Below are 24,796 nucleotides of genomic sequence, written 5' to 3' on the forward strand. Positions count from 1 at the left end.
GACACAAGGGGCAAGCTTCGCTCCTCGCTGCCGCGTAAGCGCTTACAAAGCTAATAGATCACGGAACAGCTGTCTACGTCATCCACCAGCGGCCCGGTGAACCGGACGCTCCGACGAGTCTGATTTGCTGCGCTATGGCAGACAATTGGTTCTGCGGTTCTCGGGGTACCAGTGCCGCACATCGAGCGGGCCCGCCCATGGGCCGTTGGAGAGTCGCGGCCCGGTTCCATGGCTCGCCCTCCGGCCGGGAAGCCAAGCCTTCCCGCCGCCTGGGCGGGGTGTCGTGCCCGCTTGCGTGCCACCGGGACGTCCCGCGCTCCCGGTGCGGGACAGTTCGCGTCGACCGTCGCATTCACGAGTGACGACGGGCCCGGCGACCTGCGCGTTCCAGTGACAATTCAGGCCGAGTTGGCCGGAATTCCACCGTGCGTCAGCTCCCGGGCCGACGCCGGCCGGGTCATGTCCGTCGTATCCGAGATGGATGGTGGGTCTTCTCGCCCTCCGGCCGGGCATCCTCGACCACCCCGGCAGAGACGATCACCTCTTTACCAGGCGTTACTTCCATGATCGGGAGTCGCACCGTTGACCGTACGCACCCCGGCCACCCAGAATATTGATCATGTCGATCATTAGGGTAGCCGGGCTGGTGAAGGAGTTTCGCAGGCCCAAACGGTTCACTGGAGCATTCGGCGGTATGCGGACTCTGCTGACGCGGGAGTACGTGAGCAAACTCGCCGTCGATGGAGTCGGGTTCACCATCGATGAGGGTGAGGTGGTCGGCTACCTGGGCCCGAATGGCGCGGGGAAGTCCACAACCATCAAGATTCTCACGGGAGTTCTGCATCCCACGGCAGGCCACGTCGAGGTCGCCGGTGTCGTGCCGTGGCGCGAGCGCGAGCGCAACGCCCGTAATATCGGCGTCGTCTTCGGTCAGCGCAGCCAGTTGTGGTGGGACCTGCCGCTGCGGGACTCGCTCGATCTGATCGGCAAGCTGTACGGAGTCGAGCGTTCCCGTCATCGTGCCAACATCACGCGCTTCACCGAACTGCTCGGCCTCGGCCCCTTCCTCGACACCCCCGTGCGCCAACTGTCGCTGGGGCAGCGGATGCTCGGCGATCTCGCCGCCGCCATGCTGCCGGAACCTCGCATCCTCTACCTCGACGAGCCGACCATCGGTCTGGATGTCGTCGCCAAGGAGCGCATTCGCGAGTTCATCGGCGTACTCAATCGCGACGAGGGCGTCACCGCGATCCTGACCACGCACGACCTGGACGATGTCGAGCAGTTGTGCCGTCGCATCGTGCTCATCGACGACGGAAAGGTCCTCTACGACGGCGACGTGAACACGCTCAAGACCCGCTACGCCCCGCACCGGCAGCTGGTGGTGCAACTGGCCGAAAACCACCAGTGGCAGGGGATCGCGTTGGATGGCGTGTTCCAGGACCCGCCCGGCGCCAAGGCCGACTCGGTCACGCTGCGCTTCGACCCGGAGCAGAACCAGATCTCCGACCTGATCAGCGCGGTCCTGGCCAGGCACGCAGTCACTGACCTTTCCATCATCGAACCCGAGCTGGAAGGCGTGGTCCGCACGATCTACTCGGCCCGCGAAGCCTGTTCGAGCTGAGAAGCCGGCTCCGGTCCGCGAGTTCGCCCCCGGAGCGTGTCTCTTGGATGGGCAGGCCGGTCGCCGACCGGCCGGACGCGGCGCCGGCCCCTTCCGGGGTGTCACGGAGCAGCTCCGCGCTTCAGGGGAGCGGCGGTCCGGCGGGGGCCGCGGCGTGGTGGCGGCTCTCGTGAGGCTGTGGGCCCCGGGGCGGGGGTGTGGTGCGTGCGGGATGGACAGACTCAGGGACGGGGCAGTCCGCGGCAGAGTGCCCTGGACGGTGCCGGCGGTGACGCCACCGGCGTCGCCCCTTGCCCGGCATCATCTCTGGAGGGCTCATGAAGATCGTGCTCGCCTATTCAGGAGGTCTGGACACCTCCGTGGCCCTGCACTGGCTCAAGAAGCGGTACGACGCCGAGATCATCGCGTTCTGCGCGGACATCGGCCAGATCGAGTCGCTGGACACGATCGAGGAGCGGGCGCTGCGTACCGGTGCCTCGAAGGTGTATGTCGAGCCGCTCACCGACCGGTTCCTGAAGGACTTCGCGCTGCCCGCCATGCGGGCCCACGCCCGTTACGAGAACAAGTACCTGGTGGCCGCGCCGCTCTCACGTCCGCTGATCGCCCAGCGCATGGTCGAGGTCGCCCATGCGGAGAGGGCGGACGCGGTCGCCCACGGAGCGACGGGCAAGGGAAACGACCAGGTGCGCTTCTTCACCGGCGTCACCGCTCTCGACCCCAGCCTGCGGGTCCTCGCACCCGTCATCGACTGGGAACTGACCACCCGGGAGTCGGAATTCGCGTACGCACGGGAACACGGCATCCAGGTGCCGGTCACCCCTGACAGCCCCTACAGCATCGACACCAACATCTGGGGCACCAGCATCGAGTGCGGCGAGCTGGACGACATCGGCCGGCCTCCGCCCGCGGGAGCCTGGCAGCTCACGGCCGATCCCGGGACGGCCCCGGACCGGGCGGAGCGGGTCACGATCGGATTCGAGACCGGGATCCCCGTCGCCCTCGACGGCGAGAGGCTCCAACTCGCCGAGCTGGTGCACCGGCTCAACACGCTCGCCGCACGGCACGGAGTGGGCCGCGTCGACATCGTCGAGAACCGCATCGTCGGCTTCAAGACCCGCGGCATCTATGAAGCGCCGGCCGCGACCGTACTGATGACCGCACACGAGGAACTCGAAGCGATCGTCCTCGACCGCGAGACACTCCACCACAAGCAGTCCATGGCCCTGCGCTACGCCGAACTCGTCTACTACGGCTACTGGTTCTCCGACCTGCGCCGCGCCCTGGACGCGTTCGTCTCCAGCCTCCAGACCGCCGTGACCGGCGACATCACCCTGGAGCTGTACAAGGGCTCGCACACCGTCGTCGCCCGGCACTCCCCGCACTCCCGTTACAGCGGTTCCCTGGCCACCTACGAAGCCGGCGACACCTTCAACCACCAGGCAGGCGCCGCATTCGCCTACGTATGGTCCCTCCCCCTGACCCGTCCATAACCGGAAGAACACCGAACGGAGTGGAGTCCAGGACATCGCCCGCCCCCCGTGGTGCGGGCCTGCCACCCCGGAGCAGTGCTGCATGCCGACGACGGCCCCACCGGGGAGGCGCTGATCAGCGAACGTAACCGCCTCACTCCACCGATCACCGTGATCGGTTCGGCAGGGGAGGCCGAGTCGTGAGCTTCCTCGAATCTGCGTTTCGTCACGGATCGGAACACGGGGGCCCGGTGAGGAGCCGGTGACGGATCGGGCGGACTTCCGAATGCCGGCAGGGCGCACCGGGCCCAGGACATCAGATCCCCGTCTCTGGGTCGGTCCCGGCATGGAAAGCAATCACTGACGGTCTCGTGACATGCCGTCTCAGAGGCGTTGGGCTCGGCTCCAAGCGTCCTAACGTGGGCGTATGCGCGTATTGGTTACCGGCGGAGCCGGGTTCATCGGGTCGGAGATCGTCCGGACTCTCGCCCATGCCGGACATGAGGCGGTGGTGCTCGACGCTCTGTTGCCCTCGGCGCACGGCGGCAGCGCGGTCCGGCGGTCCGCCGTCGAGGGCCGCGGGCGGATGATCATCGCGGACGTACGTGACCGCGAGGCCGTGGACCGCGCCTTGCTGGGCGTCGATGTGGTCTGCCATCAGGCGGCGATGGTCGGTCTGGGCAAGGATTTCGCCGATGCCCCGCAGTACGTGGGGTGCAACGACCTGGGAACTGCTGTGCTACTGGCCGCGATGGCCGCTGCCGGGGTGCGGAGTCTGGTGCTCGCCGGATCGATGGTGGTCTACGGAGAGGGGCGCTACTCCTGCCCCCGTCATGGCGGGGTCCGGCCGGGCCCGCGGGCGGAGGCCGACCTGGTGGCGGGCCGGTTCGAACCGCGCTGTCCGGACTGCGGTGCCGAGCTGGTCTCCGGGCTGGTCGCGGAGGACGCTCCGGCCGACCCGCGCAACGTGTACGCGGCTACCAAGCTCACCCAGGAGCATCTGGCCGCGGCCTGGGCACGGGCGACGGGGGGCAGCGCGGTGTCACTGCGGTACCACAACGTGTACGGGCCCGGGATGCCGCGCGACACCCCGTACGCCGGTGTCGCCTCCTTCTTCCGTTCGGCCCTGGCCCGGGGCGAGTCGCCCCGCGTTTTCGAGGACGGCCGCCAGCGGCGGGACTTCATCCATGTGCGGGACGTGGCCTGCGCGAACGCTGTGGCGCTGGAGGCGGTCGGGGGAAGGGGGCCGGGCAGCTTCGCCGCGTACAACACCGGGAGCGGAGAGCCTCACACCATCGGTGAGATGGCCGCTGCCCTGGCTGCCGCCCACGGGGGCCCCGCGCCGGTGGTCACCGGTGAATACCGGCTCGGGGACGTACGCCACGTCACGGCGGACTCGCGACGACTGCGCGAGGAACTGGGCTGGAAACCGGAAGTGGGCTTCGCCGAGGGGATGGTGGAGTTCGCGGCCGCGCCGCAGCGGGAAGCGACCGAGGCACTGCCCGCCTGAGGCTCACGCCGGGGGGAGGGTCACCTCGAAGCAGCAACCGCCGGTGACGTTGCGGACCTCCGCCCGGCCTGCGTGTGCCTCGACGATCCCCCTCACGATGGCGAGCCCCAGGCCCGCGCCCGCCGGGGGCGTACGGGCGTGGCTGCCGCGCCAGCCGGTGTCGAAGACCCTGGGCAGATCCTCCTCCGGGATCCCACCGCAGCCGTCGGTGACCGACAGGACCACACCCTTCTCCGACCGGTGCGCGGCCACCGCCACGGTGCCGTCGGCAGGGGTGCGACGGATCGCGTTGATCAGGAGATTGCCCAGGACCCGGCTCATCTCCTTGGCGTCCACCTCGACGGGAACGGCCTGGACCCGGTCGCCGACGAGCCGCACACCGTGTTCGCGGGCCAGCGGGTCCGCCCCGGCGAGCGCGTCGCCCACCAAGTCGTACACGGAGATCCGGGTGGGGGTCAGGGCGAGTGAACCTGCGTGGATACGGGAGAGTTCGAAGAGGTCGCCGACCATGTCGTTCATCCGCTCGACCTCTGTGCGTATCTGTCCCAGATAGCGCTGCGAGTCGACGGCCATGCCGTCCTCCAGCGCCTCGGACATGGCGCGCAGACCGGCGAGCGGGGTGCGCAGATCGTGCGAGATCCAGGCGACCAGCTCGCGCCGCGAGGTCTCCAGGGCGCGCTCCCGCTCCCGTGATCTGTCGAGCTTGGCACTGGTGGAGGCCAGTTCACGGGTGAGAGCGGCGAGTTCGGCGGTGGCCGGGGCCTCGGGGGCCGCGAAGGTGCCGCCGTCCCCGAAGGAACGAGCGGCGAGGGTCAGGTCGCGGCTTCTCGCCGCCACCCAGCGGCCGAGCAGTGTCGCGGTAGCGAGCGAGACGACGGCTGCCATGGCGACGACGGTCGTGACCACCGTCAGGTCGTGCGGCGACAGGAACATCGCCCAGGCGACGGCCAACGTGCCGACGAGCATCGCGGTCACGGCGACGGCAACCACCACGGTCAGCGAGACGATGAGTGAACGATGCCGGGAGAACCGCAGCACGAGGGCGCCGAGCAGGCCGGCCGCGGCAGCGCCGAGGAAGGCGAGGAGCCCGATGAGGAGGATATCGGTCACGAGGGCGTCCAGGAGCGGGAATCGATGGTGGTGGCGCCGGAGGCCGGGCCCGGGGGAAGGTCCAGGCGGTAGCCGATGCCCCAGACCGTGCGGATCAGGCCGGGGCGGGCCGGGTCGGCTTCCACCTTCCCGCGCAGACGGCGGACATGGACGGTCACCGTCGAGAGGTCACCGAAGTCCCAGCCCCAGACCTCGCGCATCAACTCCTCCCGGGTGAACGCCCGTCCAGGATTGCGCAGGAGAAAGGCGAGCAGGTCGAACTCCCTCAGGGTGAGGGCCAGTACACGGCCCTCCCAGGTCGCACGTCTGGCCGCGGGGTCGAGGACGAGGCCCGCGCCTTCGAGCATCGCCGAGCGGCGGGACGGTGTTGCGTCCCTCTCGGCGCGGCGCAGCACGGAGCCGACGGGGACGGTGTTGCGTCCCTCTCGGCGCGGCGCAGCACGGAGCCGACGGGGACGGTGTTGCGTCCCTCTCGGCGCGGCGCAGCACGGAGCCGACGCGCAGGACGAGCTCGCGGGGGCTGAACGGCTTGGTGACGTAGTCGTCCGCCCCTGTCTCCAGACCGAGGATGCGATCGTCCTCATCGCCGCGCGCCGTCAGCATGATGACCGGCACCGGCGCGTGCGCCCGCATGCGACGGCACACCTCAAGTCCGTCCATACCGGGCAGCATCAGGTCCAGTACGGCCAGGTCGGGGCGCCGGAGTGCGTACTGTTCGAGCGCGGCCGGGCCGTCCGCTGCTCGGGCCACGTCGTATCCGGCTCCGGTCAGGTATTGGGTGACGACTTCCGCGACGGTGGGGTCGTCGTCCACGACGAGTACGTGACCGCGGGCGGGGTCACCGTGCGCCGCACGGGCAGGCCGTTCGGGCCGATCCGGAGGCACCCCGTCGGCAGGACAGGGGGGCGGAGCGTCCGGGGTCGTCTGCATGTCACCCACCTTGGCACCCATGGCGGCGCACCGCCGACACTCCCGCGCCACCACCTGACGGCGTCCATATTTCGTAAGAATCCGGAACCCGAAATGTCGGTTTTCGCTCCGTAGGGTGAGCCACGTGATCTCTTCCTCCGATACTTCCGACCTCCGTGCCGACATCGTCCTGCCCTGTCTGGACGAAGTCGCCGCACTGCCCGGGGTGCTGGCCTCGGTCCCTCATGGCTGGCGTGCGATTGTCGTGGACAACGGCTCCACCGACGGCTCGGCGGAACTGGCCCGCTCCCTCGGTGCGACCGTGGTGCATGAACCGCGGCGCGGTTTCGGCTCGGCCTGCCATGCGGGGCTTCTCGCCTCCGACGCGGAGTTCGTCTGCTTCTGCGACTGTGACGGCTCCCTGGACCCCGGGCTGCTGGCCGGCTTCGTCCGCCGGATCGCCGACGGTGAGAGCGACTTGCTGCTCGGTCGTCGTCGTCCCGAAGGGCGTGGCGCCTGGCCGCTGCACGCGCGGGCGGGGAACGCGGCGCTGGCCCGGATGCTGCGCCGCCGCACGGGACTGCGACTGCGTGACCTCGGGCCGATGCGAGCCGCGCGCCGCGCCGATCTGCTCGCGCTCGATCTCACCGACCGGCGCAGTGGTTACCCGCTGCAGATGGTGGTGCGCGCGGCCGACGCGGGCCTGCGGGTCACCGAGACGGATGTCCCCTACCTCGCGCGGACCGGGAAGTCGAAGGTCACCGGCACATGGCTGGGCACCTGGCACGCGGTGCGCGACATGCGGGCCGTGCTGAGCGGGCCGCCGGTCCGGGCGGGGGCCTCGCGATGAAGCCGCCCGAGCACGGCGCTGCCCGACCGGTCTCAACCGGGGCGACGACCGTGTTGGTCATCGCCAAGGAGCCGCTTCCCGGCCGGGTGAAGACCCGGCTCACGCCGTCCTTCTCACCCGGCGAGGCGGCCCAGCTGGCCGAGGCGGCGCTCGGCGACACCTTGCGTACCGTTCGCGCGCTGCCCGCCGCGCGGCGCGTGGTCGTCCTGGACGGGGCGCCCGGACCGTGGCTGCCGCCCGGCATCGAGGTGATGGAGCAGGGCACAGGGGGTCTCGACGAACGACTCGCCGCCGCGTTCGGCGCCTTCTCGGGGCCGACGCTCCTGATCGGAATGGACACCCCCCAGATCACTGTGGCCGATCTGGCCCCTGCCCTCTCACCCGTTGCGTGGGACGGCTGCGACGCCTGGTTCGGCCCCGCGGAGGACGGCGGATTCTGGGCGCTGGGCCTGGCCGAACCAGATCCCGAACTCCTGCGCGGTGTGCCGATGTCCGTGCCCGAGACCGGCGCCGTACAGCGGCGTCGGCTGATCGATGCCGGACTGACGGTTCGCGAGCTTCCCCTGCTGCGGGACGTGGACACGGCGGCCGACGCCGCGCACGTCGCCGCTGTCGCGCCGCACGGGCTGTTCGCCGCCGCTCTGGCCCGGCTGACTCGGGCGGCGATCCGATGAGCCGCACGATGTCGGAACCCGGTCTGACCGGCCCGTCGCTCAGGGACGCCCTCTCGTGGACCACCGACCCGTATGCCAACGCCTTGCGCAAGGAGCGCGGTCCGCTCTTCCTCCGCCGTACGGACGGCTGGCTTCTACCGCTGGACATCGAGCGCTGGTGCGCCGACGCGGACGCCACGGACCTGTCGGCACTGCGCCGCTGCGAGGGCCCCGTCCTGGACATCGGCTGCGGCCCGGGGCGGCTGGTCGCCGCGCTGACGGCCCACGGCCACCGCGCACTCGGCATCGACGTCAGCGAGGCGGCGGTCGCCCGCACGCTGCGGCTCGGCGGTTCCGCGCTGCGCCGCTCCGTCTTCGAACCGCTCCCGGGCGAAGGACGGTGGGGCACCGCCCTGCTCATCGACGGCAACATCGGCATCGGGGGCGACCCGCGGCATCTCCTCCACCGCACAGCCGCCCTGGTCGCCCCCGGCGGGCTGCTCATCGCCGAGACAGCGCCCCAGGACATCGACGAGCGGTCAGAAGTGCGGCTGGACGATGGAAGGACCGCCCGCTCCGGGACGGCAGCGCCGCAGTTCTCGTGGGCGCGGCTCGGCGCTCCCGCACTGCTGCGATACGCGCAGCCTCTCGGCTGGCATCCGGTGGATCAGTGGGAGTCGGACGGCCGCCCGTTCGTCTCCCTGCGACGCAGCCGGGCCGTCCTGACGACCAGCCAGAGCCCCGAGACCGTGAACAGTGCGGCAGTCACCAGCAGCCAGTTCCCGAGGAACACATCAGGTGACAGTCCGCTCGCCGGATCGTAGTGGTCTGCCTGCCGAGTAATCAGCGGAAACCACACGAGCAGCAGCAGTCCGGAGAGGAATGCCGGCACCCGGACAAAGTTGACCAGCCCGGAACGGCGGCCGGCCGACCGGCAGAGCAGTCGGTCCACCGACGCGTACACCGGAACCAGCACCAGGTCGTGCACGAGGGCCGCTCCGACGAACCACACGATGACACCGAAGGTGTCCCCTGCCAGAAGCCGCACACCCGCATAGCCCGCCAGGGCGAAGGAAGCGGCCATCAGGAGGAGGTGCAACGGGCCCTCCCCGTACCAACGCCGAACGACGGTGCGCGGGTCCACTCTGCTCACCACTCTCCGAAGGTCAGCCGGGACACCCATTTGGTGTTGAGTACTCCGGGGGCGGCCGGGACGATGATGCGTGCCGGGTATCCGTGGTCGGGCGACAGGTCCTCGCCGTTGACCTGCACCGCCAGCAGGGAACGCGGATCGCGCACCTGGTTGTCGCGCAGCGCCGCCCGGCGGAACGGCCCTCCGCGCTGAACCGACTCCACCAGCACCCCGGGCGGATGGTCCGGGTATCCGGCGAGCGCCGCGAGATCGCTCAGCCGTACACCGCGCCACCACTGGTCCGAGGTCGACCAGCCCTCGACACACGCGATCGGCAGCGCCGCGCTGTACTGGTCCATGGCCAGCAGTTGTTCCCGGGTGAACCGCAGGTCTCCGCCAGGCCCGCTGACCGTGAGCCACCAGCCCTCCCCGGTCTCGGCCGTGGTCACGCCGACCGAGGCGGCGGTCTTGTTGATCTGGAAGCCGTTGGGGCCGGAGCCGGGCTCGGCACCGCCGTGCGGGGTGAGCACCGCGAGACGCCGCAACGGCCCGTCGAAGCTCCGGCCGGCCGAAGTGATCAGCAGGACCAGTGAACCGGCGCCCACCATGGCCAGCGCCCCGCGGCGGGACAGCGTGGGCGCGGCCGGCGCGGGGGGCTCCAGAAGGTCGCCCCGGACCGTCCCGCTCAGCCCGCCCTGCCTCAGCACCCGTACGGCCTGAGGCGCCCGCAGACCCACATGTGCGAGGAACGCGGCGAAGAATACCCACGCCCCGTAGAAATGCAGCGGGTAGAACGACCCGGGGAACAGATACTCCAGCTGGATGTTGAGCAGCCCGGTGACGAATTCGAACAGCGCCCCGCCCACCAGGAGCAGCAGCGAGAGCCGCTCCAGCGCATGTCCGAAGGACCGGGCGGGCGGCAGCGCGAAGAGCTTCGGCACCACCGACCAGAGTTTCGCCAGCAGAACGGGGACGAGCACGATGCCGAGGGTGACGTGGATGCCTTGAGTCATCCGGTACAACCAGTGCGGCCCGGTCGGCCAGGCGAAGAGATAGAAGCCCAACAGCCCTTTGTCCGGCGTCTTGTCATTGACCGGGTTCAGGTCCGGGTTGTAGGCGGCGTACGACAAAAGGCCCGTCACGAAGAGCAGGGTGATCCCGACGAGCAGGACGAGGCCGAGCACGGCGGTGAACCGCACGCCACGCACCGGGCTTCGCCAGAACCCCGGTGCCGATGGCAGGCGTTCAGGAATCGTCGTGGCACGTACGGAGAAGAGACGGGAGAAGGAAGTGGCAAGGGTCGGACTTTTCCGATGGCTGTCGCCCATGCCCCGACGCTATGCCCGGGGTAGCGGAGTGGGACGGTTGCGACTCCTGACGAAACGGTGACGTCACCCCCCGGGACGCACCAGCCCGGCGCCCCGGCCCTTTCCGCCTTGCACCTTGCAGGTGGTCCGAATCCGACGGTTCGATGACGCGCCCGTCGCAACCCCACCGCGGCGTCCCGTCGTGCGTACGGTGCCTGCGTGAAGACCGAGCAGCGCACCGCACACACCACCGAGCCGATGCCCCCGCACAACTCCGGGCACCGCCGCGACCTGGCGGCCGCCTGCGCGGGCGTCGTACTGGTCACCGCCGCCGCGCTGATCGGCTCGGCCATCGAGCGCGCCGACCACACCCTGTATGTGCACTGGCCACCTCTGTTGGCGACCTGGTTCCCGCACGTCGGCCCCGGCACAGCTGCCGCGCTCGCCGTGGCCGTGGCCGTGATCGCCTACGGCCCCGTGCTCGCCGACCGGCTGCGCTGGCGGACGCTGCTCCTCGGCGTGTACGCCGCGTCCCTCTCCTGGGTCCTCTCGCTCGCGCTGATCGACGGCTGGGAACGCGGGATCGCCGGACGGCTCACCACCAAGAACGAGTATCTGAGGGTCATCGGCCGCTTCGACGACATCGGCGCCGCTCTGCGCGGATTCGACGAGCACATCCTGATCGGGCCGCCGGGCAACTGGCCCGCGCACGTCGCCGGACACCCGCCGGGCGCCACCCTCACCTTCGTGCTGCTGGACCGCATCGGGCTCGGCGGCGGTGCCTGGGCCGGAATCTGGTGCATCGTGATCGGAGCCAGTGCTGCGGTAGCGGCGCTGATCGCCGTCCGCACCCTGGCCGACGAGCACACCGCCCGCCGCGCCGCACCGTTCCTGGCCCTCGCACCGGTCGCGGTCTGGGCCGGCACCTCGGCCGATGGCTACTTCACCGCCGTCGCCGCCTGGTCCATCGCCCTGCTGGCCCTGGCCGCGACCCGCAAGGTCCGCAGCCCCGCGACCGCCGCGCTGTGCGCCGGTCTCCTGTTCGGTCTGGTCTGCTACCTGAGCTACGGCCTGACACTCATCGCCGTGCCGCTTCTGGCCGTCCTCGTACTCACCCGCACCGTCCGGCCGATCCCCGTCTTCGCCCTGGGGGCCCTGGTGGCGCCGGTCGTCTTCAGCCTGGCGGGCTTCAACTGGTGGGAGGCGTACCACCTGCTCGTCGAACGCTACTACCAGGGGGCGGGAGGGCTCCGGCCGTACTCCTACTGGGTCTGGGCCAACCTCGCCTGCACCGCGATCGCCGTCGGACCGGCCGCCCTCGCCGGTCTGCGCCGGGTCGCCGCAGGTGCCCCGGCGGCCGTACGAACCCTGCGAACCGGAACAGCGAATTCACCACAGAAACTGATCCTGTTCGTATCGGCAGCGCTCCTCGCGCTGCTGATCGCCGACCTGTCCGGGATGAGCAAGGCGGAGACAGAACGGATCTGGCAGCCCTTCGTCCTCTGGCTGCTCCCCGCCGCCGCGCTCCTGCCCGCACCGCACCGGCGTGGCTGGCTGGCCGCCCAGGCAGCTGTCGCCCTTGCGGTCAACCACCTCCTCTGGACCGGATGGTAGGAGCGGTGCCGGCCCGTATCCGGCCGTGGAGCGGGGCGGTCACCGGTCCGTGGACGTGGCGGAATCTCGCAGCGGGTCCGGGCGGGGCGGGAGGTGCTCCGAGCGGGGTGGATCGGGGTGCGCGAGCAGGCTGCGAGCGGCGGCCAGAGCGTTCGGCTCGTCGCGAGTGCCGGTCAGGACACAGAGCGTGTAGACGACACCCTCGATTCCGGGGTTGATCGAGGATCCCCGGCGGGGTGCGTCGAGACTCCGAAGCTTGTCGTAGCGGTGGACCAGCTCACGCACGACTTTGGGGTCGGCCTTCAGTGCCATGGGCCCTCCTCGGGTCCGGTTGCGTCCGGGCGTCTCTCCGATGGTGCGGTGTCCGCTCGGACCTTGCCACCGTAGACGGACATCGTTCAGGGAAAAGCGGTGCGCCGACCGGGTGACCGGTTGCGCTCCCGCTCGGTCGCCCCGGAACTCCGACTTCTCCGCGAAAGGCGGAGAGGGGATTGCGTCGGGGTTGAGGAACATGCGAGGGGTGAACATTCTTACCAGGGCACATGATTGCTAAGACATGCCCAGGACCGCTCCCGTTCGGTACATATCCTTCCTTTTCGTTCCCGTTTTCGCGATGTGAATTAAATTCCATGAGTGGAATTCTTTATTTTCTTCTCATTTCACTTCCAGTAAACCCCTTCCTTTCCCTCGCTTTCGCGAATACCTTTCCTTTCACAATTCCGTGCAGCAGTGGCGGGAATTCCCCTGCCTCCAGGCAATGCGTAGACGGCAGCGTTCTGAACCATCCGTCTCACTGTTCGGGTTCACCGGGCTGCACGAATTCGCGAAAGAGGTGGGAAGTGCTGGAATCCAGAGGAAAAGCATGGTCCCCCAGAGCGGTCGTGTTCGACTGCGATGGAACCCTGATGGACAGTGAGAAGCACTGGGTGGACGCCCGCAAGCAGGTCCTCGATGAATACGGAGTTGTCCCGGACAGGAAGTTCTGGGAACTCTCGCAGGGAATCCACTACACCGAGTGCGGGAGGCTCATGGCGCGGGTGGCCGGGCGGAAGGAATTGGCGTCGCAGATGACGGATCAACTGCTGGGCGCGTTCCGGATGCTGGCTTCCGCCGAGCCGGTGACATGCCTCGGCGCGTCCGCGGTGGTGGAGGCCGCGGCCGGAAAGCTGCCGCTCGCGGTGGCCAGCAACTGCCCCGGGGACGTGGTGGAGGCCTGCCTGGGTTCGGCAGGGCTCCTCGGGCACTTCCGCCACGTTGTGGTGCCGGTCGGCCGGATGCGGCCCAAGCCCCATCCCGACGTGTACACCCGCGCGGCGGACCTGCTGGGTGTGGAACCCGCCCACTGCCTGGCCATCGAGGACTCGCTGTGCGGGATCCAGTCCGCCGTGCACGCGGGGATGCCTGTCATCGGTGTCGGCGCGGGTTCTTCCCCTGAGTGCGCCGCGCTCGCCGACGCCTGGGTCGAGTCCCTGGAGGACGAGGTACTGGCCGCCTGGATCGCAAGCTGGGGCGACCGGGACCCGACGACCACGGGCTGAGGGCACCGTACTCCCGCACCGGAAGGCTCACCCCGGTGCGGGAGTTCGCGATCCCCCGAGGTCATCGGCGCGGGTGACCTCGGCGGGGTCGGGAAGAGCGGCGGCCGGGCCCGGTTCGTGAACACGCGCGAGCGCGATGAGGACGAGGGCGATCGCGACCGCGCCGGGATCGGGCTGCCCGGTGCCGTGGGCGCCGGTGTAGCTGGCCCTGCCTCGGCGGGCGGGAAGTGCCGCGCTGGCGAGGGCGCCGTCGATGGCTGCCCGCGCCGCAGCGGTCACCGGCTGGCGGTGGCTGCCCGGTGACGCGGCCGTGAGGGATACGGCCGCGGGGGCGAGCGCGTCGAGCAGAGTACGGTCACCGGGCGCCGCACCGCCGATGGCGCTGATACGGGTGAGCGCCTGCTGGAGGGCGGCGGCGAGATGGGCGATGTCCGGCGGGGTGTGGTCGGCAGCAGGCTCCAGAGCGGTGAACAGGAGGCCGAACAGGGGACCGCTGGAGCCGCCGACACGGTCACGGAACGTTTCGGCGAGCGCGGCTGTGCCGGCGAGCCGGTTCTCGCGGGCACACCGCACGGCGGCAGTGACGCCACCGCAGAAGTTGTCGCCGAAATCGCCGTCCCCCGCCGCCTGGTCGAGGGCGGTGAGGTCTGCGTGCGCCGCCAGACATATCCGGTGCAGTTCGTCCAGGAAGGCGCCTCCGGCTCGTGACCCGACAGCGGGCGAGGCGTGAAGGGGAGCTCGGCTGAACCCGTCCGGGGGTTCGAGGAGCACGCCGCCGGGGTTCGCCGGGCCGGGGAGGCACAGCGGTGTGTCCGCGGGTGCCGTCCACAGTTCCAGCCATCCCGGGGCCACACGGGTGAGGGTGATACTGAACCCCGCCATGTCCAGAGCGGTGGCGTAGACGCCCGTGGCCAGGGAGCGTACCGGGACCCCGCGTGCGGTCAGATTCTGGTGGACGAGCGCACTGATCGCCCTCAGTTCCAGCTCCCCCGTCCCTCCCAGCCCCGATATCACGGCGATGACCCCGTCCCCGGCCAGCGGGAGATCGGCCAGCAGCTCGTCGAGCATGCAGCCGACGGTGTCTTCGACCGGACGGGAGGCAGTGACGGTGCGGGCAGCCCGTTCGCCATGGATCCCGACGCCGTAGTCCAGAGCGCCCGGCGGCAGAGCGAACGCGGGCGACCTGAGCGCCGGGGACGTGTGGGCGCGTGCGCAGACGGCGAGGCTCCGCGTGGCGGCCACCACCTGGGTACCCAGCCCGGTCAGATCCCCCAGGCCGGCGCCCCGGTCGGCCATCGCCCCCAGCATCTTCTCCACCACGAGCACGCCCCCCGTCCCGCGCCGTCCCGCCGCCGTGCACGCGGTGGCGAGATCGTCGTCGACCACCACCTCGTCCACCCTGATCCCGGCGGCGCGGACCCGCTCCGCCGCGAGAGCGAAGTTGATCCGGTCCCCGGTGTAGTTCTTCACGATCAGCAGGACAGCGCCACGCGAGCCGACCGCGGCGGCGGCCAGGGCTCCCGCTTCCACCTGGGCGCCTGTCGGAGAGGTGAACACCGGGCCCGGCACCACGGCGTCCACGCCACCGCGCCCCAGCAGTCCGCCGTCGAGTGGCTCGTGTCCGGCGCCGCCCCCGGCCACCAGCGCCACCTTCCGTCCTGGCGCCGGCCGGGTCGCCAGCATGTACAGCGGGTCCGGACACACCCCTATGCCTGGATGGGACAGCGCCAGCCCCTGGCATCCCGCCAGGACCGCCTCGCGATCAGGAAGGAAGAAGCTCATCTGGACCTCCAGGGCGAGCGCCTCACAGGAACGGTCCCCACGGGCCACTTCCCGACGACCAGTTGGCGGGCCCGCAGAACCAGCGGCCCGGGGGGACATCGCGGAACCCCATTGTCGCCTCCGGCGGGCCGGCCGCAACGCGAACGGGTCTCACCGAGAACACCGCTCGTCGCCCACCGTCCGCGTCTGACCGTCTGCCCCCGTGAGTCGCCCACGTGCGCCACCGGCTTCAACAAATAAATGAATGTCAAATTCTGCAATTCACTACATGCTGTGTTGGCTGTGTCCGCAGGCAGCCACGGACACGGCACCAGGCGGTGCGTCGGGGGCCGGGGGCGGGTGGCCGTCCACGACAGAAGCCCTCGGGCCCCGCGCATGCGTATCCGCGAACTGAACGGCGACGCCGGAGGCTTCGGCTGGCCCGTGGTCAACCGGCTCCCCCGCATCACTGCGGCGGCAGGACCGTCAGCGCCGACCTCGCCCGGCAACACTGCGGCCCTGGAACACTCCGGTAGGGCCATCGTGGTTCGCTACACCGCGGCTCGCCCCTGGAAAGTAGCGACCTGGTCAGTAAGCGGCCAGAAGGATGGCGACGTAGTGTGCGGTGAACGCTGCCACGGTGAGCGCGTGGAACACCTCGTGGAAGCCGAACCAGCGAGGTGAGGGATCGGGGCGCTGGAGTGCGTAGACGACCGCGCCCGCGCTGTAGAGGAGACCGCCGACCACGATCAGGGTGAGTACTGCCGCTCCTCCGGTGTGCAGGAAGTCTGCCAGGTACCACACCGGCGCCCACCCCAGAGCCAGGTAACACGGGGTGTACAGCCAGCGTGGCGCTCCGACCCACAGCGCCCGGAAGGCAATACCGGCCGACGCGCCGGCCCACACGGTCCACAGCAGCACGGACCTATCGCTCGGCGGCAGAAGCAGCACGGCCAGGGGGGTGCAGGTACCTGCGATGATCAGGAAGATGTTGGCATGGTCGAGACGTCGCAGAAGAGCCTCCCCTAGCGGCCCCCAGGTACCGCGGTGGTAGATGGCACTCGTCGCGAACAGCAGCCAGGCAGTGACCGCGTACACGGCGCAGGCCCAGACCGCCTGCGGCGTGCGAGCCAGCCAGATGAGCGCGATGCCCGCGGTCAATGAGGCGGGGACCATCCCCGCATGCAGCCAGCCACGCAGCCTCGGCTTGACCGGCTCCACCAGGTCGGCAGCCTGCTCCACCAGAGCAGCGCCCAGATGACCACTCTCCGCTCCACCGTCACCCTGCGCTTCGCGGGGCAGTGCGACTTCGCCGCGCTCTCCACGCCCTGAGCCGACGTGGACACTTCCGGCCTCAGCTGCATCGCGGGACATAGCTTCCCGACCTCCACCGGACTCATGGGCGTCACTGGCAATCATGCGCTCATGCTAGGAAAGTCCGTGCGAGACCCTTCCAGAGGTCCGGGCGAAAGGGCTTGTCGCCGATGCGGGACCGTCGCCGCCATGCGAGCCGCCGCGACCCCGAGGTCGGTTGGGCCTTCCGGAGCAGAGTAGACCGGCTGGCCGTGGGGAACGATCAGGGCTTCCGAACCGGCATCTCCGCTCGCCTACCCGCAAGGATCGCCAATGCTTCCTGAGGTTCGTCCCCACCTGTCCACCCCTCTGACCGATCAGTTGGAACATCAGCTGGGCCCCGCTTCGGAAACCGGTCAGCTCGATGTGGAGCGCGTCGCAGGCATCGCAGTCGTCGCAGCTGCCCACTCCGGTGGTTACGCGGCAATCGGCCATCTCCTCGGACTGCTGGCCGCGCTGCCGGTTCCCACCGGGGCAGGAGAACGCTTCTGGTCGGACCTGTGGAGGTCTTCAGGCACCGCCTACCTGCTGCCCGGCACTATCAGGGCCGGCGTACTCGAATCACTGACAGGCGAGGGAACCACCCTGGCCCGGCAGATTCTGTCGGCCGTCGACGAGATGACCCCGCCCCAACGCCTCGCAGCTGGAGAGGTGATCGGTCAAGCCCTCATCGAGTCCGACCACCTTCCCGACCTCAAGACACAGGTCATCGGTGAACTGTGGCTCCGCGATCTCGAACTCACCGCGTGGCACGTCCTGCACGCCGACCGCAGGTCGGACGGTGCTGCTGGACGGAAAGCCTTCCTCGAAGCTTGGTCGAACGTCTAAACGCAGGCCCTCGCCCACTGGGACCGCCAATGACGCGCCCTCGGCGGAGGGCCGCCAGCTCATCTCGGATACGTCCAGCCGAATCGTGAGTGAGGCGCTACAGCCTTGCGGCACACCGCGAGGCCGTCTCCCTCGAAGCGCTTTGCCCGCCCCCGAGCGGTCGCCGCGCTCCTGCACACAGCGAGGGAGGAAACGGCGGACGGCGATCAACAGGTCGGCCGGAACAGCGACGGCCAGCTGCTCAGAGATGCCCTCCGCATGTCGGAACAGCACAGGCCCTTCCGCCGCCGACCCCCTTCCCCAGGCACCCGAAGCTGTCTCCATCCCATGGAAAGCGAAGGTATCCCTGACGTAGCGTCACGCTTGTCCATCGGCTGTCCACCGAACCATTTGGCTGCTCGATCACCCGAAGGGCTCAGCCATACCGGATCTGCAGGTCAAAGCCTTGCCGTAGCGCGCAGGCGACAGCGAGACGACCCTGCGACCTTCGCAGTGAAGTGCAGAGGCCATAAGTGACCGATCTACCGTAGCTTCGAGGTCAGCAGAAGGGAAAACCCCAGGTCATGGAGCTGACCTGGGGTTTTTCTGAGCCGCCTTCGGGATTCGAACCCGGGACCAACGCATTACGAGACTGAAAGCGTTCATGTCATGCGGTGCCGCGCGATGCCACCACATGACGTTTTCCCTGATCAGAGCATGTGTGCTGGTCTTTCCCGTGGTGCCTCGTACTGCCCCGTCACGGGAACGACCTTGGCGAGGGCCTCGGCCAGCGAGGAACCTCGCCCTTCTGCTTCTGCCCGACGCACCATCCTCGGGCAGAGCTCGCGCACCATGGCGCCGCACGACCCCGAAGGCGTGACGATGGCGTCGTAGTCGGCGAAGACGTCGGCAAACCGGTGAGCGAGCAGTCCGGCCTTGCGCCGGTAGCCGGTGTTGTAGTGCGGCTGACCGCAACAGGTCTGTCCGAGCGGGAAGTCGACGTCGACGCCGAGCCGGTTCAGCAGTCGCACCACACGGCGCGGCCTGTGCCCGGGGTGGAGCGTGTCGTTGACACAGGTGAGGAAGAGAACGACACGCATCGCGGCCCTTCGGTTCGGGTGGCAGGGCTCCGGATGGGCGCGGTGTCAGGTTCCGCGCCCATCCGGAGGTTCGGGCGTCCGGTCTCAGCCGGAGATCCGCCGGGCAGCGGCATCCCAGGCCGCTCGGTCGCCGGACGGTTCGTAGCGGTGCAGCGGCTGGCTGTCCGCCACCTGCTGCCGCATCTGGGGGACGTCGCCGACCAGGCCGAGTGCGCGGGCCTGGACGAGTACGTTGCCCAGGGCGGCGGCTTCCACCGGGCCTGCGACGACGGGCAGTCCGGACGCGTCGGCGGTGAGTTGGCACAGCAGCCTGTTGCGGGCGGCGCCGCCCACCATGTGGATGATGTCGACGTGGCGGCCGGAGAGCTCCTGTGCCTGCTCGATCGCGCGCCGGTGGGCCAGCGCGAGGGAATCGAGGATGCACCGCGTGATCTGCCCGCGCGTGACCGGCTCGGGCTGTCCTGTGGCCGAACACGCTTGTGCGATGCGTCGCGGCATCAGGCCCGGTGCGAGAAAGGCCGTGTCGGAAGCGTCGATCACCGACCGCAGCCCCTTTACCGAGGCGGCCTCCCGCAGCAGTCCCACCACATCGTCATCACCCCAGTCGCGCATGCATTCCTGGAGCAGCCACAAGCCCATGACGTTGCGCAGGTATCGCACGGTGCCGTCGATACCGGCTTCGTTGGTGAAGTTGGCCAGCCGGCTGGCTTCGGTCAGCACGGGTGACGACAGCTCCAGGCCCACGAGTGACCAGGTGCCGGTGCAGATGTAGGCGAAGTGGTCCTTGCGGCCGGCGGGCACCGCGGCGACAGCGGAGGCGGTGTCGTGGGACGCGACCGTGGTGACCGGTACCTGCCGCTGCAAGTCCAGTTGCTGGAGCACGTCCGGCAGCAGGGTGCCGGCCTTGTCGCCGGGGGCGCGCAGTGGGGCGAACAGGCTCAGGTCGATGCCGAGAGGGCGGGCGATGTCCTCGGCCCAGGTTCCGGTGCTCGCGTCGAGAAGCTGGGTGGTCGAGGCATTGGTGACTTCTGTGCCCTGCTCGCCGGTCAGCCAGTAGGTGATCAAGTCAGGGATCAACAGCAGTCCTGAGGCGATCGACGCCTGTGCTGTGCGCTGGGCGGCGACGAGCTGGTAGAGGGTGTTGAACGGGGCGTGCTGGATACCGGTGCGGGCGTACAACTGCTCGGCGGGGACGGTCTGCCAGACCTGCTCCGGGACGTTGTCCGTGCGCGTGTCGCGGTAGTGGACGGGAGCGGAGAGCAGGTGGCCGTCGGCGTCGAGGAGTCCGTAGTCCACGGCCCAGCTGTCGATGCCCACGCTGTCGACTTCCCCGGCTGCTTTCAGTCCGTCGAGGACCCCCGTGTAGAGGGCGTGGATGTCCCAGCGCAAGCCTTCGGGCAGACGGACAGGGCGGTTCGCGAACCGGTGGATCTCGGTGAGGTCGACTCGGCCGGCGGTGACGCGACCGGTGATGACGCGGCCGCTGCTGGCGCCGAGGTCGACGGCGGCGAGGACCGCGCTGTCGGGTGTGCTCATCGAAGGAAGGCCGGGGCGACACCCGCGTCGACGGGGATGTGCAGACCGGTGGTGTGGGTGAGGTCGCCCGCGGTGAGGGCGAAGACCGCGTTCGCCACGTGCTCGGGCAGGACTTCCCGCTTAAGCAGGGTCCGCCGGGCGTAGAACTCGCCGAGCTTGTCCTCCTCGATGCCGTAGGTGGCTGCCCGCTGGGCGCCCCACCCACCGGCGAATATCCCCGAACCACGGACGACGCCGTCGGGGTTGACTCCGTTGACGCGGATGCCGTGCTGGCCCAGCTCGGCCGCGAGAAGGCGCACCTGGTGGGCCTGGTCTGCCTTGGTGGCGGAGTAGGCGATGTTGTTCGGGCCGGCGAAGACGGCGTTCTTCGAGACGATGTAGACGATGTCGCCGCCGAGGCCCTGCTCGATCATGAGCCGGGCTGCTTCGCGGGAGACGAGAAAGGAGCCGCGGGCCATGATGTCGTGCTGCAGGTCCCAGTCCTTCGCAGTGGTCTCCAGCAAGGGCTTGGAGATGGAGATGCCGGCGTTGTTGACGACCAGGTCGACGCCTCCGAACGCGAGGACGGCCTCGCGAAACGCGGCGGCGATCTCTTCCTCGTCCGTGACGTTCATGGTGACGGCAACCGCCCGGTCCGGTCCGCCGAGTTCGTCCGCGACCGCTTCGGCGCTGTCCGCGTCGAGGTCCGCGACGATGACACAGGCGCCTTCGGCGGCGAGCCGGTGCGCGATCGCCTTCCCGATGCCGCTTCCGGCTCCGGTCACCAGGGCGACCCGGGTGGCGAGGGGCTTGGGCTCGGGCATGCGCCGCAGTTTGGCCTCCTCCAGTTCCCAGTACTCGATGCGGAACTTCTCGGACTCCTCGATCGGGGTGTAGGTGGAGACGGCCTCGGCGCCGCGCATCACGTTGATCGCGTTGACATAGAACTCTCCGGCGACCCGGCTGGTCTGCTTGTCCTTGCCGAAGGAGAACATCCCCACCCCGGGCACGAGGACGATCACCGGGTCGGCTCCGCGCATCGCGGGCGAGTCGGCGGTCGCGTGCCGCTGGTAGTAGGCCGCGTACTGCTCGCGGTAGGCCGCGTGGAGCTCCTTGAGCCGTCGTACGGTCGTCTCCAGCGGTGCGGTGGGCAGCAGGTCCAGGACCAGAGGGGCGACCTTGGTGCGCAGGAAATGGTCGGGACACGAGGTACCGAGAGCGGCGAGTCGGGGGTGCTCGGCGCGTGACACGAAGTCGAGGACGACCTCTGTGTCAGTGAAGTGTCCGACCTGAGGACGGTCCTGTGAGGCAAGGGCTCGGATGTGAGGGGCCAGGGCAGCAGCCCGCTCGTGGCGTTCCCTGACGGGGAGCGCCTGGTAGCCCTCGATCACCGGCCCGAAGGGCTCGGGTCGGCCACGGTCGGCGAGGAAGGCTTCGGCGGTGCGGATGATGCGCAGGGAGTTGTTCTCGCACTCTTCGGACGTGTCGCCCCAGGCGGTGATGCCATGGCCGCCGAGAACGCAGCCGATCGCCTGCGGGTTTGCCGCCTTGACTGCGGCGATGTCCATCCCGAGCTGGAAGCCCGGGCGGCGCCACGGCACCCAGACCACGCTGTCGCCGAAGCACTCGGCTGTCAGCTTCTCCCCGCCGGCAGCGCAGGCGAGTGCGATGCCGGAGTCGGGGTGGAGATGGTCGACGTGGGCCGCCTCCACCAGCCCGTGCATGGCGGTGTCGATGGAGGGGGCGGCGCCGGCCTTGCCGAAGGCGCAGTGGTCGAAAGCGGCAACCATCTCGTCCTCACGGTCAACGCCCGGATAGACGTCCTTCAGAGCGCGAAGCCGGTCGAGCCGGAGCACGGCGAGACCGTCTTCGGTCAGAGTTCCCAGGTCGCCGCCTGATCCCTTGACCCACAGCAGGTCGACCTCTGCACCGGTGACGGGATCAGCCCCGGCTCCCTTTGCCGACGTGTTCCCGCCGGCGTAGTTCGTGTTGCGGGCATCGGAGCCGAGGCGGTGCGAACGCTTCAGCAGATCGGAGGCGGGGCGGCGGACGGAAGACATGAGCATCCTTCTGGAACGGGCGGGAGGGCGGGGTGGGGCGGCAGCTGGGGAGTCGCGATGGGCCGAATGAACGCCGGCGCGCGAGGGCGTGGGGTCAGGCGCCCCAGCCGGCCTGCTCGCCACCGACTCGCTCGGTGACGGTCTTCTCGGACCAGCCGGATGCTGCGTACGCGGCGACGGGATCGGCGTTCAGGCCCGCCTCCTCGCGTACCTCACGCAGGAGCGGGCGTACATCGGTGGCGTAGGCGTCCATCAGGACGGCGTTGGCGGCGAGCACGTCTCCGGTCCGCTGAGCGGATGCGAGAGCGTCGTGGTCGACCAGGAGAGCCTTGGCCGTTGCCTCCTGCACGTTCATCACCGAGCGGATGACCGCTGGGACTTTCGCCTCGATGTTGTGGCACTGGTCGAGCATGAACGCGATCCCGGTCTCCGCCGCCAGTCCCCCGCCCCGGATCACCTCGTACATGATCCGGAAGAGCTGGAAGGGGTCGGCGGCCCCGGCCATCAGGTCGTCGTCGGCGTAGAAGCGCGAGTTGAAGTCGAAGCCCCCGAGCCGGCCCTCTCGCAGCAGCAACGCCACGATGAACTCGATGTTCGTGCCCGGCGCGTGGTGCCCGGTGTCGACGACCACTTGCGCTTTCGGGCCCAGCTTGAGGCAGTGGGCGTACGCGGTGCCCCAGTCCGGGACATCGGTGGTGTAGAACGCCGGCTCGAAGAACTTGTACTCCAGCAGGATCCGCTGATTCTCGCCGAGGCGCGCGTACACCGTGGCGAGGGACTCGGCCAGCCGCTCCTGCCGGGCGGAGACGTCGTCCTGACCGGGGTAGTTGGTGCCGTCGGCGAACCAGAGCTTGAGGTCCGGCGAGCCGGTCACGTCCATGATGTCGACGCACGCCAGCAGGTGGTCCACGGCGCGGCGTCGCACGTGCGCATCCGGGTGGCAGACGCTGCCCAGCTTGTAGGCATCGTCCTGGAAGGTGTTGGCGTTGATGGCACCGAGCTTCAGGCCATGGTCTTCGGCGTACGCGGCCAAGGCCGCGTAGTCCTCGACCTCGTCCCAGGGGATGTGCAGCGAGACCTTAGGCGCGACACCGGTGTATGCGTGCACCTTCGCCGCATCCTCCAGCTTCTCCCACGGCGTGCGGGGAACGCCGGGCTGGGCGAACACCTTGAAGCGAGTCCCGGAGTTCCCATAGCCCCAGGAGGGTGTCTCTATGGTCTGGGCCCTGAGCGTGGCCTTCACGGCCTCCCGCACGACAGTCATGGTCAACCTCGGAACCTGGGGCGCCGCGTCGACGCCATTGATGAATCGTTTCATAGAAACGAAAGCACTTGCGGCGAAGCCCGTCAAGAGGATGCGGTTGACGCGTAATGAAAGCATTCAACGCACACGGCTGCGCCGACTAGGATGGCGTTCGCTCAGATCGAAGAGGAACGGATGGCCGGCTGTGGTGGGGATCAAGGAGGTAGCACGCGAAGCAGGAGTATCCGTGGGCACGGTGTCCAACGTCCTGAACCGGCCGGACCAGGTGTCCGAGCAGACGCGTGCACGTGTGCAGGCGGCCATCGAAATCCTCGGGTACGTCCGGAGCGAATCGGCACGTCAACTCCGCGCGGGACGAAGCCGCATGCTGGGCTTGCTCGTGACGGACACCGGCAACCCCTTCTTCGCCGCCCTGGCACGGGGTACGGAAGAGGCGGCGGTCCGGGCCGGGCTCGGGGTGATGGTCTGCAACAGTGCCGAGAGCCAGTCCGCCGAGCAGGCCTACCTGTCGCTCTTCGCCGAGCAGCGGATGCGCGGCGTGCTGCTGGCGCCCGTCGACTCGCACGGGGCACCCTGGCACGCGCTGAGCCGCCAGAACATCCCCTTCGTCGTCGTCGACCGGGCGGTCGGCGAGAACGAGGTGTGCTCGGTGGCCGCCGACGACGTTCTTGGCGGACTGCTGGCAGGCCGGCACCTCCTGAAGGCCGGACACCGCCGCATCGCCTACGTGGGCGGCCCCGAGCAGCTGCGGCAGGTCCGTGACCGGCGGGACGGCCTCCTGCGTGCTGTGCAGGAAGCCGGCATGAGCGCCGACACCGTCGTCGATGTGCCGGTGCACCGGCATGACGTACGAAGCGGCCGGGACGCCGGTCACCGCCTCATCGGCCTCAGCCCGCGGCCGAGCGCTGTCTTCTGCGCGAACGATCTGCTTGCCTTGGGCATCATGCAGACCGTCTTTGACGCAGGAGTGCGGGTGCCGGATGATCTCGCGGTCATCGGGTACGACGACATCGAATTCGCCGAAGCCTGCCTCATCCCGCTGACCTCCGTCCGCCACCCTGCTGGTGAGATCGGCCGTCTGGCCGCCGAGCTCCTCCTGAAGGAAATCGACCCGTCATCGGAGGGCCACCGGCACGAGAGCATCGTGCTCCAGCCGGAGCTCGTAGTACGTCGCTCCACCGTTCCCAGGGCCTGAGCCCCCCTGACCGTGGCTGGTCGGA

Annotated in this window: 19 protein-coding genes and 2 pseudogenes; 11 read left to right on the forward strand and 10 right to left on the reverse strand. The window is 69.3% G+C overall.

Annotation, left to right across the window (positions count from 1 at the left end):
* Window positions 1-619: 619 nt before the first annotated feature.
* From OG251_RS41640 to OG251_RS41650, 3 genes are all read left to right on the forward strand, one after another.
* The gene (locus OG251_RS41640) at window positions 620-1,624 is read left to right on the forward strand and encodes an ABC transporter ATP-binding protein (protein ID WP_326682469.1); all 1,005 of its coding nucleotides are present in this window, start codon (window positions 620-622) and stop codon (window positions 1,622-1,624) included.
* Between the two features lie 317 nt (window positions 1,625-1,941).
* The gene (locus OG251_RS41645) at window positions 1,942-3,114 is read left to right on the forward strand and encodes an argininosuccinate synthase (RefSeq protein ID WP_326682470.1); all 1,173 of its coding nucleotides are present in this window, start codon (window positions 1,942-1,944) and stop codon (window positions 3,112-3,114) included.
* A 406-nt stretch (window positions 3,115-3,520) separates the two neighbouring features.
* Window positions 3,521-4,603: an NAD-dependent epimerase/dehydratase family protein gene (locus OG251_RS41650; protein WP_326682471.1), complete on the forward strand. Its 1,083-nt coding sequence runs from the start codon at window positions 3,521-3,523 to the stop codon at window positions 4,601-4,603.
* Window positions 4,604-4,606: 3 nt separating this feature from the next.
* Here the strand turns inward: OG251_RS41650 and OG251_RS41655 are convergent, their stop codons facing one another.
* Window positions 4,607-5,713 (reverse strand): sensor histidine kinase, encoded by a 1,107-nt coding sequence (locus OG251_RS41655; RefSeq protein WP_326682472.1) that lies wholly within the window; start codon window positions 5,711-5,713, stop codon window positions 4,607-4,609.
* Window positions 5,710-6,643: pseudogene (locus OG251_RS41660) on the reverse strand (response regulator transcription factor). Before OG251_RS41660 ends, OG251_RS41655 begins: the two are co-directional and overlap by 4 nt.
* A gap of 124 nt (window positions 6,644-6,767) precedes the next feature.
* On the opposite strand from OG251_RS41660, the gene OG251_RS41665 reads away from it, so the two are divergent.
* From OG251_RS41665 to OG251_RS41675, 3 genes are read left to right on the forward strand one after another with little or no spacing between them, the layout of a single operon-like run.
* On the forward strand, window positions 6,768-7,472 hold the full coding sequence (locus OG251_RS41665; RefSeq protein WP_326682473.1) for a glycosyltransferase family 2 protein: 705 nt from the start codon (window positions 6,768-6,770) through the stop codon (window positions 7,470-7,472).
* Window positions 7,469-8,146, forward strand: a complete 678-nt coding sequence (locus OG251_RS41670) for a TIGR04282 family arsenosugar biosynthesis glycosyltransferase (protein WP_326682474.1) — start codon at window positions 7,469-7,471, stop codon at window positions 8,144-8,146. The genes OG251_RS41665 and OG251_RS41670 overlap by 4 nt, the downstream gene beginning before the upstream one ends.
* Entirely contained in the window at window positions 8,143-8,949 is an 807-nt protein-coding gene (locus OG251_RS41675; RefSeq protein WP_442818465.1) for a class I SAM-dependent methyltransferase, read from the forward strand. Before OG251_RS41670 ends, OG251_RS41675 begins: the two co-directional genes overlap by 4 nt.
* 325 nt (window positions 8,950-9,274) lie before the next feature.
* Here OG251_RS41675 and OG251_RS41680 read toward each other — a convergent pair whose 3' ends face one another.
* Complete coding sequence (locus OG251_RS41680; RefSeq protein WP_326682476.1) at window positions 9,275-10,585, reverse strand: molybdopterin-dependent oxidoreductase; 1,311 nt, start codon at window positions 10,583-10,585, stop codon at window positions 9,275-9,277.
* Window positions 10,586-10,783: 198 nt separating this feature from the next.
* On the opposite strand from OG251_RS41680, the gene OG251_RS41685 reads away from it, so the two are divergent.
* Complete coding sequence (locus tag OG251_RS41685; RefSeq protein WP_326682477.1) at window positions 10,784-12,178, forward strand: hypothetical protein; 1,395 nt, start codon at window positions 10,784-10,786, stop codon at window positions 12,176-12,178.
* Window positions 12,179-12,217: 39 nt separating this feature from the next.
* Here the strand turns inward: OG251_RS41685 and OG251_RS41690 are convergent, their stop codons facing one another.
* The gene (locus OG251_RS41690; RefSeq protein WP_326682478.1) at window positions 12,218-12,490 is read right to left on the reverse strand and encodes a DUF5133 domain-containing protein; all 273 of its coding nucleotides are present in this window, start codon (window positions 12,488-12,490) and stop codon (window positions 12,218-12,220) included.
* Window positions 12,491-13,059: 569 nt separating this feature from the next.
* Here OG251_RS41690 and OG251_RS41695 point away from each other — a divergent pair.
* Window positions 13,060-13,716 carry an HAD family hydrolase gene (locus tag OG251_RS41695; protein ID WP_326682479.1) on the forward strand — a complete coding sequence of 219 codons (657 nt, stop codon included), beginning with the start codon at window positions 13,060-13,062 and terminating at the stop codon, window positions 13,714-13,716.
* A 27-nt stretch (window positions 13,717-13,743) separates the two neighbouring features.
* On the opposite strand, the gene OG251_RS41700 is transcribed toward OG251_RS41695, so the two are convergent.
* Both OG251_RS41700 and trhA read right to left on the reverse strand, forming a co-directional pair.
* Window positions 13,744-15,498, reverse strand: coding sequence for a dihydroxyacetone kinase subunit DhaK (locus OG251_RS41700; RefSeq protein WP_326682480.1), 1,755 nt, complete (start codon window positions 15,496-15,498; stop codon window positions 13,744-13,746).
* A 567-nt stretch (window positions 15,499-16,065) separates the two neighbouring features.
* Window positions 16,066-16,719 (reverse strand): PAQR family membrane homeostasis protein TrhA, encoded by a 654-nt coding sequence (gene trhA / locus OG251_RS41705; protein WP_326682793.1) that lies wholly within the window; start codon window positions 16,717-16,719, stop codon window positions 16,066-16,068.
* Between trhA and OG251_RS41710 the strand changes: the two genes are divergently transcribed.
* Together OG251_RS41710 and OG251_RS41715 are read left to right on the forward strand one after the other, a co-directional pair.
* Window positions 16,660-16,809: a hypothetical protein gene (locus OG251_RS41710; protein WP_326682820.1), complete on the forward strand. Its 150-nt coding sequence runs from the start codon at window positions 16,660-16,662 to the stop codon at window positions 16,807-16,809. The two genes, trhA and OG251_RS41710, sit on opposite strands and share 60 nt — an antisense overlap.
* 294 nt (window positions 16,810-17,103) lie before the next feature.
* A complete protein-coding gene (locus OG251_RS41715; protein ID WP_326682481.1) occupies window positions 17,104-17,658 on the forward strand; it encodes a hypothetical protein in 555 nt (184 codons plus the stop codon).
* A 734-nt stretch (window positions 17,659-18,392) separates the two neighbouring features.
* Here the strand turns inward: OG251_RS41715 and OG251_RS41720 are convergent.
* From OG251_RS41720 to rhaI, 4 genes and pseudogenes are all read right to left on the reverse strand, one after another.
* Window positions 18,393-18,737: pseudogene (locus OG251_RS41720) on the reverse strand (heterodisulfide reductase-related iron-sulfur binding cluster); the annotation flags it as partial.
* 84 nt (window positions 18,738-18,821) lie between these two features.
* Complete coding sequence (locus OG251_RS41725) at window positions 18,822-20,273, reverse strand: rhamnulokinase (RefSeq protein WP_326682482.1); 1,452 nt, start codon at window positions 20,271-20,273, stop codon at window positions 18,822-18,824.
* Window positions 20,270-22,312 (reverse strand): bifunctional aldolase/short-chain dehydrogenase, encoded by a 2,043-nt coding sequence (locus tag OG251_RS41730; protein WP_326682483.1) that lies wholly within the window; start codon window positions 22,310-22,312, stop codon window positions 20,270-20,272. The genes OG251_RS41725 and OG251_RS41730 overlap by 4 nt, the downstream gene beginning before the upstream one ends.
* Window positions 22,313-22,406: 94 nt before the next feature.
* Window positions 22,407-23,576 carry an L-rhamnose isomerase gene (rhaI, locus tag OG251_RS41735; protein WP_326682484.1) on the reverse strand — a complete coding sequence of 390 codons (1,170 nt, stop codon included), beginning with the start codon at window positions 23,574-23,576 and terminating at the stop codon, window positions 22,407-22,409.
* A gap of 184 nt (window positions 23,577-23,760) precedes the next feature.
* On the opposite strand from rhaI, the gene OG251_RS41740 reads away from it, so the two are divergent.
* Entirely contained in the window at window positions 23,761-24,771 is a 1,011-nt protein-coding gene (locus OG251_RS41740; RefSeq protein ID WP_326682485.1) for a LacI family DNA-binding transcriptional regulator, read from the forward strand.
* The last annotated feature ends 25 nt before the right edge of the window (window positions 24,772-24,796 follow it).

Source organism: Streptomyces sp. NBC_01237 (assembly GCF_035917275.1).
Lineage (GTDB): Bacteria > Actinomycetota > Actinomycetes > Streptomycetales > Streptomycetaceae > Streptomyces.